Source organism: Arthrobacter sp. Y3221159 (genome assembly GCF_059089885.1).
The window spans coordinates 93,438-105,076 of record NZ_JBNHFC010000016.1 but is presented as its reverse complement, the minus strand read 5'-3'; the positions used below and the strand labels follow the sequence as shown (position 1 = coordinate 105,076).

Below are 11,639 nucleotides of genomic sequence, written 5' to 3'. Positions count from 1 at the left end.
GACAAAGCTCGAGGGCCTGAGCCCGGTGCAATACCGTGCTCAGGCCCTCGCGGCTTAGGCTCTTACTTACCCAGTCCAACTTTCGGGGACCAGTTCAGAACGGGGCGCACCCTTTCTGTGTGGTGAGCACCAACTGCAGGTTCCATCTCCTGCAAATTCCGGCGCTGACACTGCGGAGTTTCACCCGGGCCGCCCTGTGGCGGAGTCCTAGACTTTCGCCATGCACCCCCTAATGGCGATCGGCTTGGTGCTCCTCACTGGCCTCGCCTGGATGGTGACCGTCCTGACGTTGCTGATTGTCTTGACCAAGGCGCGCCGGCAGCCGCCAGCTGAAGCCCGAGAAGAAGAGATGCCAGACATATCAGACGCCGCATGAGGCTGACGGGCTCGTTCCCGTGAGCTGGCTCAGGGGCATGGGCTGCCGCTATTGACTCCGGACAACCTCCGCGCTATACCTCAACTAAGTCCAGCAGCAGGCCCAGCATCAGCTCAGCCGGAGACCGCTGTGACAGCCGCCAACTACCCCAGCACACCGCATAAGTCTGCCCCTGGAGGGCGGGCGCGGGCCTCACCCACTCCCCTACGAACTCCAAGGTTCAGCCTGGGCTTACGTCCAGGCCCAATAGCCCACACCTTCCGGGCAAACGGCCGAACCCTTCAGTTCTAGGAGAGGAGTCGCAGTGGACGCGCTTCCAGCAGTGCTCCTTGTCATCGGTGCGGCCTTTGCCTGGATCGGCCTGACCGCTTTCGCCGCCCTCCACCTTCGCCGCAGACGGAACGGGTCAACACGGGTCGCTTCCGCAACGGGAGGAACGGACCACCACGTGAAGCCATGGGGCGCCCGACTTCACCGACACCGTGCCGCTGCCCGCCCTCGGAGGGTGAGCCTTCGACGGGCCCGGGGCAGCAGCACCACCCACCACTCCGGATAACCCTTAGGAGCAATCGTTGAATGCCGAAACGATCTTCGGATTCAGCCTCGGATACCTTGCCGTCCTGGTCGGCATCTTCCTCATCTACCTGCCGTATCTGATCCTTTTCGTACTGTTGCTGATAGCGGCCGGGATCCTGTATCTGCTGCTGTTGCCTTTCGCCCTGCTGGTGGGGAAGCTGCGGCGACGCAGGCCGCGGCCAACGGAGGACAGCTCGTGGATCCTAACCCCGCGCGACAGGCAGCCCTCTGACCCCATCCGGCTGCCCCAACGGCACACTGCGGCGCCCCAGTGAGGTGATCCCCGCCAGAGCTGAAGGAGTGTTGCGTGACGACCGTGGGCCGGTTCCCCCAACCACTGGAACCGGCCCACGGCGGCGGCCTTCCCTGCTCGGGGCCGCCATCACCCGCCGCCACATCCTCGGGGCAGCAGGTGGTCCTAGCCCGCTTCCGGGCACGGGTCATCACCGGGTCTTGGCACGGGAGGAATAATGCCCCCAGAGGACGCGGAACGGCGGGTTAGCTCACCATCCACAAGGCGAAGGAGCTCCTGCGCCGCGGCCGACCTGTCCGTCTCGATCCTGAGGACGAACGCATGCCTTAGCCGGAGGAGTTCCGATACCGGCACGGCCGGCCGACCGGATGGTGGTTGACCTCAACGGCCCCGCGAAGGGCTACACGGTCCGCTACGTCCCGGAAATCATCCAGGACGGCACCGCGTTCACAATCCCGGTCTACGGCAACGCACGCCTGCAGGTCGTCGTGAACGCACCCTCCTACGACCAGAACGGCAACGTTACCTACAACCCGGCAGCGAAGGCTGAGCTGTCCAACGTGGCCGGCTACAAGACATTCCGGCAAGTGGTCTATGCGAATAGTTTCGAAGGTTCCACGAGTATCGGCCTGGGCGTCCGCGCCCGGCTGCCCTTCCGGGTCTTCACCTTGGACGGCCCAGGGTCCGGTTCCCGGCTGATTGTGGACGTCGCCCACTCCTGGTGACGAGCACGAAAGGTGCCGCGCTCCGCTGACCCGGGGTGCGGCACCTTTTCTGTCCGGCCAGGCTGTCCAGAGGCTACATCTGAAGCCGGAAGAAACTCTTCGGGTCGTCGGCGCCCAGTAGGCCGTGGTGGAAGACGATGGCGTCCACCGGCCGGGTGTCAACGAACAGGACCGCAACCTCCCGGGAGTGAACCACGGTGTAGCGGGTGAGGTCTTCCACCCACGAATGGATCCCGGTGTACTCCTGAACTTCCAACCCGTCACCGAGCAGGCCCCGCTCCTGAAGCAGGTCGTAGACAACATTCCAGGCGAGATCCAGTAGTTCGTGGATCGCCGCCTCAACAGTTGGAGCCGTCATAGGACCATGGTCCTCCCGGGCACCGACAGGACCGCGGAGCGACGCGCAGCTGTTAACGTGGAGGCATGACATTGGGGGATGCCGCTGTGGTGGCAATGGATCCGCGCGCACAGGCTTTTGGCTATGCGCAGCGCCGGGTGTGGGTCTTCTTTGCCTGGGGGTACGGGGCAATCATTGCGATAGCTGGCGCCGTCTATGCTGCATTGAGTGCACTCGTGGGTCAGGACCCGGAGACGGGGACGATCATGTTCCTGCTTGGTGCAGGGCTCTCAGTACTGGGCTGGCTGGTGACGTTGGGTGTCCGGTTCTCCAAAAAGACCCCGAAGCCTGCCTCCGACATCCCGCGCGTCGAGCAGGGCATCCGAATCAACCCCAAGGTCATTAAATTCTCCGTGGCCGGCGCCATCGTGATCGCTGCCGCCTTGATCCTGTTCACACCCAACGGCAGGTCTCCAGAGGTGCTCCCCATTACCGGGCTCATCGCCGCGGCACAGCTGAGCATCACCGGCGGCGTGGCCTACTCCGGGTGGCTGTTTAAGAACAGTGGCGAGCTGTACGCCCGCTGGCTGGAGCGCCGCTAAGTGGCCAACATTGAGGCCCGCCTCAAAAAGTTTTTGCGAAACGCCCACGCCAGGGTTTTCCTGATTGGCCTAGGCATGCTGCCGATCGGGTGGGTTCTTTTTGAACCCCTCGGCGGCCGTTCCAGCCAGGAGCAGTTACCGCAGCAACGAGGACCTCTACACGTTGCTGTCACTGGTCGGCGTGCTGATTTTGGCCATCGGTTTGGTGTGCATCCTCGTCAGCATCTACGAGTGGGTGAGAGAGCTGTTTCGGGCAACGCGCGTGCGTTGAGCACTCCATACGCGTAAGGCTCCGGACCGTAAGGGGCCAGGGCCTTATGCGATGAGTTCCTAGTAGTCGATGGCCTTCCGGTCCATGGACTTCAGTGCGGCGAGTCGGGCTTCCACTTCGGTCTGCTCTCCGAGGTCTTACAGGGATGCGAACTGGGCGTCCAGGGATGAGGCGGCGAGTTCCTGCTGTCCGCGGACGGTGGCTTCCTGGCGGCGGATGTTCTCTTCGTACCGGCCGATGGCCGAGGTCGGGTCTCCGGCATCCAGTGACTTGAGGGCGTCGTGGACCTGGGACTGGGCGGCAGCGACCCTGGCCCGGTTGACGAGCTGGTTCCGCTTGGCGGTCAGCTCATTGAGCTTGCCCCGCATCTGGTCCAGGCCCTGCTTGAGCTTGTCGACGACCTCGTTCTGCGCCGCCAGGCCGGGTGCCTGTGCCTTGGCGGTGGATTCGGCGGTCATCTGGCGCTGAAGGGCGAGCTTGGCGAGGGCATCGAACTTGTCGGCGTCCACACTGTTCCCGGCGGCGCGGAGCTCGTCGGCTTTGCGGGAGGCGGCGATGGCCTTGTTGCCCCAGGAGTTGGCGTCGTTCACAGCCCTGGCGTGGTCGTCCTCGGCCATGCGCAGGTTGCCGATCGTCTGTGCAACGGCTGCCTCGGCTTCACGGATGTTCGCCGAGTAGTCCCGGACCATCTGGTCCAGCATCTTCTGCGGGTCTTCCGCGGAATCCAGGAGCGCGTTCAGGTTGGCCTTGGCGAGCTGGGCAACGCGGGCGAAAATACTCTGCTTCACGGGGGTCTTTCTATCGGGAATGATTCAAATTTTATGTGTACGGCAGCGCGGTGACCACACCCCGCACCCCTCGGCCCTACTACTCCCGCTGCCGGCGGCCGCGCACACGGATGACCTCGGCGATCCCGGCCAGGGCCAGCGGGAAGGCAACGGCGGCGGCCACGTGGCGCTTCAGGTCGTACGGGGAATCCAGCGTCGCCCAGCCCACCAAAATCCCCGGCAGCCCGACGCAGACGGTCACCCAGAGGGTGCTGCCTCGAAGGTGTGACCAGGTGGCGGCCGCGAGGGACAGCGCGCATCCGGCGAAGATGTAGCGGTTACCGACCCAGACCTCTTCCTGATCCGTCGAACGTGGCAGCCAGATGTGCCAGCCGGCGTGCCATATGCCGTAGCCGATCAGGACCAGCGAAGCGAGGACAAGCAGGAACCAGGCGAGCGTACTGATCCATCGCCGTTTTGCTTCTGACATGGCCTTGAACGCTGTCACCTTAGAGCGGCCCGTACCCGGCGTTGCCGTGGGGGTCACGCCAGGTGGCCAGGTCCTCTTCCACGGCTTTCCGCACGTTCGGGTCAGTGTGGAGCCGCCGACGGAAGGACTGCCGGGCCCGGCCCATCACTGTTGCGGGGGCTACGATGCACGCGCCCATGAGAGCGACGATGAGAAGGTACGCTCCGATCACTGCAACGCTTGTACCGTTCTCCACGGCGGTCGGGAGGGTTGTGGCCATACCGGCGCCAATGGCGGCGGACAGGACGGCGACTATGATGATGCCGCCGCGGGCGCTGCCAGGACCTCGTGTGATGAGCACTTTGTCCGCATTGGGCAGTCTGCCACGGACCCGCTTCCAGGCGATCAGGCCATGCACCAGGAGGGCGACACCCACGGGGCCGAGCACCAATACCGCGGCAGGGTGTCCATATACGGCTGAGAAGAATACGCCCGCCACGGCCAGGACAGGTCCGCCGGCGATCGCGCCACTCCAGGCCGCCGCCAGAGTGCCCTGGGCATCAGCCAGCTGCCGGAGGCGTGATGGGGCTTCCGTCGGAGTGACTCGGGCGAGTTCCGGGGAAAGCCAGTACTCGAGGGGGTGGGCCGGCTGCGCCGCTTCGTGAATAGGGTTCACTTTGGGCTTCCTTTCTGATCAACCGGAACAGTGGTTGCCCCACAGGTGAGTTGAAGTCCACCGGAGGTCTCCAAGCTGCAGTCCTGATCTTCCACCCGCGGCCAGCCGGAGATCTCGGGAGCGTCCCGGACCCGCTTGTAGTGGTACTCGTCGTGCTCCGTGTGGATGATGACGATGTCGCCGTCGAACCCATCCTGGGTGACAAGGACCGAGGTCCCGTCCGCGGCGGTGACTTTCACGGTGTCACTCACCCCGAACGCGCCAAGGACAGCGAAGAAAAAGTAGACGCCGAAAAAGGGAACGCAGGCCGCGGCGGCCACCCCGGTGGTCCAGCCGATGGTGCGCCGGCCGACCTTCTTGGGGACCCGGCTGATCAAGGCCGGGAGCAGGAGCGACAGCCCGACGGCCCCGGACAGGAGCGCCACAACCAGAAACCAGGAGGCGATGGAGTGCCCGGGAATTCCGATATAGAGGAGCAGTCCCTCCCGGACCGCTGCCCGGTATGCCGCATAAATGGCCTGGTACGCCCAGACGCACGGAGCCGCAGCGACGATGAGGCCGATCCCCCAGGCCTCGCGGCGGGTAAGGCGTCTCTTCCAGCCACTCACCGGCGGAACTTCAGCCGGTCGTCGGCCATGTCCGGGTCCCCGAGCCAGTACAGGAGTCTGCGGTCCGGGCCTCGGCCCTCGAAAGTCAGCTCAAACACCCGTCCACCTCCGGGTATTTGGCAGTAGACCTTGACCACTGGCTGAGCCCACATGAGTGATTGCTCCACCGACCACGTACCTACGTGGTCGGTTCGGTTCTCCCAGCGGAGTTTCGCTGTTTCGGCAAAGTCGTCGAAGGGGCCGTCAGGAACTCCATACCACGTGAGCGTCCCGTCCGGCCGTAACTCAAGGTCAGTCCTCTTCCCGTCTCCGTTGTCCGTGTGCCAGCTGCCAGTGACATCCGCTGCCGTCACGTTTTCAGGCGGCTGCGAGGGCTCCACAAGCCAGCACCCGGTGACGAGGGCGACAGTGGCGACCAGGCCCAGTACCCGCACGAGCAGCCTGCGCGGGATCATCATTTGGCGGCGGGTTCTTTGCGGCGGAAGGTCCCGGCGATAGAGAGCTTCTTGCCGTATTCGATGGAGCCGTAGCGGAAGAGGTGGACGGCGAGGTGGAGGATGAGGAGCCCGACGATGAACAGTTCGGCGATGACGATGGTGGCCTCCGTGCCGGAGAGGGTTCCGAAGCCGTTGCGGAGCATGGCGGTGACCGGTGCGGTCAGCGGGAAGTAGGTGAAGACCTGCACACGATCAGGGATTCCGGGTCGGAGATGATCAGGCTGTAGGCGTAGAAGGGGATGAACATCGCGGCCATGAGCGGGCCGAAGATGGTACCGGCTTCCTTCGCGGTGGGCATGATCGCGCCGATGGCTACGAGCACGCCGGTGAACAGGGTGAACCCGCCCAGGAGCAGCAGCGCGCCGATGATGAAGGGCCCGGGCTCGAAGACCAGGATGGACAATGGTCACGCCCAGTTGGACCTTCTGCTGCTGGCCGCCGGAGAGCTTGTCCAGCCGGGCCGTGGCTTTGTCGGCCAGGCCGACCCGCTCCAGGTAATCCTGGGACCAGGTCCGGGCCGCTGAATTGGACAGGCCCTTTAGCCAGCCGAAGTAAACCATCACGTCCAGGACGGCTTCCTTCTTGTAGAGGCCGCGCTCCTCCGGCAGGTACCCGAGGGGGGCACCGTCACGGGGTTCGAAGGTCTTCCCGCCGATGCGCAGGGTCCCGGCCGTTGGCTGGTAGATGCCCAGCAGGGCCCGCAGTGTCGTGGTCTTCCCGGAACCGTTGGAGCCGAGGAACCCGAAGGTCTCCCCTGCCCTCACATCGAAGGACAGGTCCTTGATGACCGTGGCGTCCCCGAAATCCATCCGGAAGTTTTGAATGTGCACAAGCGGCTCCGCCGCGTCCCCCAACGTCATGGCCCCAGCCTATCTGCCGTCGCCTCCGTCATTTATGACCGGCATGCGTAGCCCGATACTCACAGACGAAACGTCGCGCGATCCAAGGGCCAGGGACGTGTATGCCAAGTTTTGGACGAGGAAATCTTCGAGCTGCTTCTCCATCTGGAAGGCCAGCTGGCCCTGCAGCACGGTCGAGAGAGCCTGCACGAGGGACTCCGCGTGCGCGCCCAGTTGCGTGAGGGTGGTGACCTCGGCGTTGTGAGCCTCCAGCTGAAAGGCCGTCATGGCACCCCGGTGCTGGCGGCCAGGAGCGGGCTCATGTCGTCCCTGCAGGTCAAGCCCTTCCAAACTTAGTTGGCGCCGCGCCGATTTGATTGTCACGGCGCCAATTAACTTGTCAGTGGTGCCAACTAGGTCGTCAACTCACAGGTTTTCCAGTCCTGAATCGCCACTTCCGATCCCACAGGACGGACTTTAGAAGTCCCAGTCCTCGTCTTCGGTGTTGACGGCCTTGCCGATCACGTACGAGGAACCGGACCCGGAGAAGAAGTCGTGGTTCTCGTCGGCGTTCGGGGACAAGGCCGAGAGGATGGCCGGGTTCACGTCGGTGACGGAAGACGGGAACATCGCCTCGTAGCCCAGGTTCATGAGCGCCTTGTTGGCGTTGTAGTGCAGGAACTTCTTGACGTCCTCGGCCAGGCCCACGCCGTCGTAGAGGTCGTGCGTGTACTGGACCTCGTTCTCGTACAGCTCGAAGAGCAGCTCGAACGTGTAGTCCTTAATCTCCTGGCGGCGCTCCTCGGAAAGCGTCTCCAGTCCGCGCTGGAACTTGTAGCCGATGTAGTAGCCGTGGACGGCCTCGTCGCGGATGATCAGGCGGATCAGGTCGGCCGTGTTCGTGAGCTTGGCGCGCGAGGACCAGTACATGGGCAGGTAGAAGCCCGAGTAGAACAGGAAGCTCTCCAGCAGCGTGGAGGCCACCTTGCGCTTCAGGGGGTCATCGCCCTGGTAGTAGTCCATGACGATCTGGGCCTTCTTCTGAAGGTTCTCGTTCTCGGTGGACCAGCGGAACGCCTCGTCGATCTCCTTGGTGGAGGCCAGTGTGGAGAAGATGGACGAGTAGCTCTTGGCGTGCACCGATTCCATGAACGCGATGTTCGTGTAGACGGCTTCCTCGTGCGGGGTCAGCGCATCGGGGATGAGGGAGACGGCGCCGACGGTGCCTTGGATGGTGTCCAGCAGAGTCAGGCCGGTGAAGACGCGCATGGTGAGCTGCTGCTCGGCCGGCGTCAGGGTGTTCCAGGACTGGACGTCGTTGGACAGCGGCACCTTTTCCGGCAGCCAGAAGTTGTTGACGAGCCGGTTCCAGACCTCCACGTCCTTGTCGTCCTGGATGCGGTTCCAGTTGATGGCCTCGACGTGGCTCAGAAGCTTGACCTTCTCGGTCATGTCATCCCCTCATTGTTGGGTGGTTCTCTAAGTTAAAGCGTACGACGGCGGGCGGTTGCCCGCCGTCGTAATCAACCTAAAACGGTTGTCATAGTGCGCAGCTGACGCAACCCTCAACCTCGGTCCCTTCCAGCGCGAGCTGGCGGAGGCGGATGTAGTAGAGCGTCTTGATGCCCTTGCGCCATGCGTAGATCTGGGCCTTGTTGATGTCGCGGGTGGTGGCGGTGTCCTTGAAGAACAGCGTCAGGGACAGGCCCTGGTCCACGTGCTGCGTGGCAGCAGCGTAGGTGTCGATGATCTTTTCGTAGCCGATCTCGTACGCGTCCTGGTAGTAGTCCAGGTTGTCGTTGGTGAGGTACGGGGCCGGGTAGTAGACGCGGCCGATCTTGCCTTCCTTGCGGATCTCGATCTTGGCGGCCACCGGGTGGATGGAGGACGTCGAGTTGTTGATGTAGGAGATCGACCCCGTGGGCGGGACAGCCTGCAGATTCTGGTTGTAGATGCCGTGCTCCATGACGGAAGCCTTCAGCTCGCGCCAGTCATCCTGGGTAGGGATGTGGTGGCCGGCGAACAGATCGCGGACGCGCTCAGTCTCCGGGAGCCATTCCTGCTCGGTGTACTTGTCGAAGAACTCACCGCTCGCGTACTTGGAATTCTCGAAACCGCCGAACTTCTGGCCGGTCTCGATGGCGAGCCTGTTGGACGCACGCAGGGCGTGGAACAGCACCGTGTAGAAGTAGATGTTGGTGAAGTCCAGGCCTTCTTCGGAGCCGTAGTGGACCCGCTCCCGCGCCAGGTAGCCGTGCAGGTTCATCTGGCCCAGGCCGATTGCGTGGGACTTCGCATTGCCCTCGGCCACGGACGGCACCGAGTTGATGTAGGACATGTCCGACACAGCACTGAGCGCGCGGATGGCCGTTTCGATGGAGGCACCAAAGTCCGGCGAGTCCATGGTCTTGGCGATGTTCATCGAACCCAGGTTGCAGGAGATGTCCTTGCCGACGGTCTGGTACGTGAGGTCCTCGTTGTACAGGGACGGCGTGGAGACCTGCAGGATCTCCGAGCAGAGGTTGCTCATGGTGATCTTGCCGGCGATCGGGTTGGCCCGGTTCACGGTGTCCTCGAACATGATGTACGGGTAGCCGGACTCGAACTGGATCTCCGCGAGGGTCTGGAAGAACTCGCGGGCGCTGATCTTGGTCTTCTTGATCCGGGAATCGTCCACCATCTCGTAGTACTTCTCGGTGACCGAGACGTCCGAGAACGGCACGCCGTAGACGCGTTCGACGTCGTACGGCGAGAACAGGTACATGTCCTCGTTCTTCTTGGCCAGCTCGAACGTGATGTCCGGAATGACGACGCCCAGTGAAAGGGTCTTGATACGGATCTTCTCGTCCGCGTTCTCCCGCTTGGTGTCCAGGAACCGGTAGATGTCCGGGTGGTGCGCGTGCAGGTACACGGCACCGGCGCCCTGGCGGGCACCAAGCTGGTTGGCGTAGGAGAAGCTGTCTTCGAGGAGCTTCATCACCGGGATGACGCCGGAGGACTGGTTTTCGATCTGCTTGATCGGCGCGCCGTGCTCTCGGATGTTGGTCAGCGACAGGGCCACGCCGCCGCCGCGCTTGGACAGCTGCAGCGCGGAGTTGATGCCGCGGGCGATCGACTCCATGTTGTCCTCGATGCGCAGCAGGAAGCAGGAGACGAGTTCGCCACGCTGCGCCTTGCCGGCGTTGAGGAAGGTGGGCGTTGCGGGCTGGAAGCGGCCGTCAATGATTTCATCCACCAGGCGGGTGGCAAGTTCCTCGTTGCCGCGGGCCAGGTGCATGGCCGCCATGCAGACGCGGTCCTCGTAGCGCTCCAGGTAGCGCTTGCCGTCGAACGTCTTCAGCGTGTAGGAGGTGTAGAACTTGAACGCGCCCAGGAAGGTCTCGAAGCGGAACTTCTTCTTGTAGGCACGGTTGAACAGTTCACGGATGAAGTTCATCGTGTACTGGTCCAGTGTTTCGCGCTCGTAGTACTGGTTCTTCACCAGGTAGTCGAGCTTCTCCTCCAGGTCATGGAAGAACACGGTGTTGTTGTTAACGTGCTGCAGGAAGTATTGGTGGGCGGCCTCACGGTCCGCCTCGAACTGGATTTCGCCGCTGGGTCCGTAGAGGTTCAGCATGGCGTTCAGCTCGTGATAGCCCAGGCCCTTGTAGGCGGCCGGCAACTCCGGCTTCTTGGCCCTGGTTACTTCTGTGTCTGCGACAGTCGTGTCCAAAACGTGTCCAATCCCTGGTTGACCCTGGCAACGTCTTCCGGCGTTCCCATGAGTTCGAATCGATAAAGGTGGGGTACCTGGCATTTGGCGGCGATGATGTCCGCTGCCAGGCAGTAGTTGTCCCCGAAGTTTGTGTTGCCGGCCCCGATCACGCCGCGGAGCAGCTGCCTGTTCTGCGGGTTGTTCAGGAACCGGATGACCTGCTTTGGGACGGACCCCTCTCCCCCGGTGCCGCCATAGGTGGGCACCACCAGCACGAACGGCCGGGTGGCAAGCAGGGGTGCGTCCCTGGAGTAGAGCGGGATCCGGGCCACCTCGCGGCCGAGCTTCAAGACGAAGCGGCTGGTGTTCTCGGATGCCGAGGAAAAATAGATGAGCTGGCTGTCTGTCCGGACTGGTTCCGGGCTATTCAGGAGCCGGGCCGGCGGGGACACCTCCACGCGCTGAGCCGCGTGGATCTGCGAAGCCGTGTAGCCTTGCTGTGCTGTTGGTGCTGCCGTGGGAGTCACCTCAGCTGGTTGATTGTTGCCGGCAGGAAAAGCAGGGCTCCTAGGCCACGGAGGAAACGGCCGAGAGGGCCAGTTCTTCGATCTTGTCCGGGCGGAAGCCTGACCAGTGGTCCTGGTCGGTGACCACAACGGGTGCCTGCATGTAGCCCAGGGCCTTCAGGCGCTCGAGGGCCTCGGCGTCCTGGGAGATGTCAACGCTCTGGTAGGTGATGCCCTTCTTGTCGAGCGCACGGTAGGTGGCGTTGCACTGAACACAAGCAGGCTTGGTGTAAACCGTTACGGTCATGGTCGCTGTCCCCTTTTGTCGAAATCGTCGCTGGCCCGGTGTCCCCGTCCAAGCTGTATGTCGATACTACATGTAGTGCAGACGCCTCTTTGGAACCCCAAGATGATGTATTACAAGTATGTCATTTAATGCACCG

The 11,639-nt window shown here is 63.1% G+C and carries 15 protein-coding genes and 3 pseudogenes; 4 read left to right on the top strand and 14 right to left on the bottom strand.

The window, feature by feature from the left end; all coding sequences use genetic code 11:
* Positions 1-220: 220 nt before the first annotated feature.
* From AC5RT3_RS16230 to AC5RT3_RS16220, 3 genes and pseudogenes are all read left to right on the top strand, one after another.
* Positions 221-376: a hypothetical protein gene (locus AC5RT3_RS16230; protein ID WP_494124657.1), complete on the top strand. Its 156-nt coding sequence runs from the start codon at positions 221-223 to the stop codon at positions 374-376.
* Positions 377-948: 572 nt separating this feature from the next.
* Positions 949-1,227: a hypothetical protein gene (locus AC5RT3_RS16225; RefSeq protein ID WP_494124656.1), complete on the top strand. Its 279-nt coding sequence runs from the start codon at positions 949-951 to the stop codon at positions 1,225-1,227.
* Positions 1,228-1,567: 340 nt separating this feature from the next.
* A pseudogene (locus AC5RT3_RS16220) lies at positions 1,568-1,930 on the top strand (AMIN-like domain-containing (lipo)protein); the annotation flags it as partial.
* A 73-nt stretch (positions 1,931-2,003) separates the two neighbouring features.
* Here AC5RT3_RS16220 and AC5RT3_RS16215 read toward each other — a convergent pair.
* On the bottom strand, positions 2,004-2,288 hold the full coding sequence (locus AC5RT3_RS16215) for a hypothetical protein (RefSeq protein ID WP_494050590.1): 285 nt from the start codon (positions 2,286-2,288) through the stop codon (positions 2,004-2,006).
* Between the two features lie 65 nt (positions 2,289-2,353).
* On the opposite strand from AC5RT3_RS16215, the gene AC5RT3_RS16210 reads away from it, so the two are divergent.
* Entirely contained in the window at positions 2,354-2,869 is a 516-nt protein-coding gene (locus AC5RT3_RS16210; protein WP_494050591.1) for a hypothetical protein, read from the top strand.
* Between the two features lie 411 nt (positions 2,870-3,280).
* On the opposite strand, the pseudogene AC5RT3_RS16205 reads toward AC5RT3_RS16210, so the two are convergent.
* The 13 genes and pseudogenes from AC5RT3_RS16205 to nrdH form a co-directional block, all read right to left on the bottom strand.
* A pseudogene (locus AC5RT3_RS16205) lies at positions 3,281-3,928 on the bottom strand (PspA/IM30 family protein); the annotation flags it as partial.
* A gap of 79 nt (positions 3,929-4,007) precedes the next feature.
* Entirely contained in the window at positions 4,008-4,397 is a 390-nt protein-coding gene (locus tag AC5RT3_RS16200; RefSeq protein WP_494050593.1) for a hypothetical protein, read from the bottom strand.
* 19 nt (positions 4,398-4,416) lie between these two features.
* Positions 4,417-5,052 (bottom strand): hypothetical protein, encoded by a 636-nt coding sequence (locus tag AC5RT3_RS16195; protein WP_494050594.1) that lies wholly within the window; start codon positions 5,050-5,052, stop codon positions 4,417-4,419.
* The gene (locus AC5RT3_RS16190) at positions 5,049-5,660 is read right to left on the bottom strand and encodes a hypothetical protein (protein ID WP_494050595.1); all 612 of its coding nucleotides are present in this window, start codon (positions 5,658-5,660) and stop codon (positions 5,049-5,051) included. Before AC5RT3_RS16190 ends, AC5RT3_RS16195 begins: the two co-directional genes overlap by 4 nt.
* On the bottom strand, positions 5,657-6,118 hold the full coding sequence (locus AC5RT3_RS16185) for a hypothetical protein (protein WP_494124655.1): 462 nt from the start codon (positions 6,116-6,118) through the stop codon (positions 5,657-5,659). The genes AC5RT3_RS16190 and AC5RT3_RS16185 overlap by 4 nt, the downstream gene beginning before the upstream one ends.
* Positions 6,115-6,345: a hypothetical protein gene (locus AC5RT3_RS16180; RefSeq protein WP_494051365.1), complete on the bottom strand. Its 231-nt coding sequence runs from the start codon at positions 6,343-6,345 to the stop codon at positions 6,115-6,117. The genes AC5RT3_RS16185 and AC5RT3_RS16180 overlap by 4 nt, the downstream gene beginning before the upstream one ends.
* Positions 6,318-6,560, bottom strand: coding sequence for a hypothetical protein (locus AC5RT3_RS16175; protein WP_494051366.1), 243 nt, complete (start codon positions 6,558-6,560; stop codon positions 6,318-6,320). Before AC5RT3_RS16175 ends, AC5RT3_RS16180 begins: the two co-directional genes overlap by 28 nt.
* Positions 6,553-7,017, bottom strand: a pseudogene (locus AC5RT3_RS16170) (ATP-binding cassette domain-containing protein); the annotation flags it as partial. The gene AC5RT3_RS16175 and the pseudogene AC5RT3_RS16170, both read right to left, overlap by 8 nt.
* 9 nt (positions 7,018-7,026) lie before the next feature.
* Positions 7,027-7,380, bottom strand: a complete 354-nt coding sequence (locus AC5RT3_RS16165) for a hypothetical protein (RefSeq protein WP_494124654.1) — start codon at positions 7,378-7,380, stop codon at positions 7,027-7,029.
* 93 nt (positions 7,381-7,473) lie between these two features.
* On the bottom strand, positions 7,474-8,448 hold the full coding sequence (gene nrdF, locus AC5RT3_RS16160) for a class 1b ribonucleoside-diphosphate reductase subunit beta (protein WP_494050598.1): 975 nt from the start codon (positions 8,446-8,448) through the stop codon (positions 7,474-7,476).
* An 88-nt stretch (positions 8,449-8,536) separates the two neighbouring features.
* Positions 8,537-10,657, bottom strand: coding sequence for a class 1b ribonucleoside-diphosphate reductase subunit alpha (gene nrdE, locus AC5RT3_RS16155; RefSeq protein WP_494051324.1), 2,121 nt, complete (start codon positions 10,655-10,657; stop codon positions 8,537-8,539).
* 20 nt (positions 10,658-10,677) lie between these two features.
* On the bottom strand, positions 10,678-11,148 hold the full coding sequence (gene nrdI / locus AC5RT3_RS16150; protein WP_494051325.1) for a class Ib ribonucleoside-diphosphate reductase assembly flavoprotein NrdI: 471 nt from the start codon (positions 11,146-11,148) through the stop codon (positions 10,678-10,680).
* Between the two features lie 109 nt (positions 11,149-11,257).
* Complete coding sequence (nrdH, locus tag AC5RT3_RS16145) at positions 11,258-11,503, bottom strand: glutaredoxin-like protein NrdH (RefSeq protein ID WP_013601222.1); 246 nt, start codon at positions 11,501-11,503, stop codon at positions 11,258-11,260.
* Between the last annotated feature and the right edge of the window lie 136 nt (positions 11,504-11,639).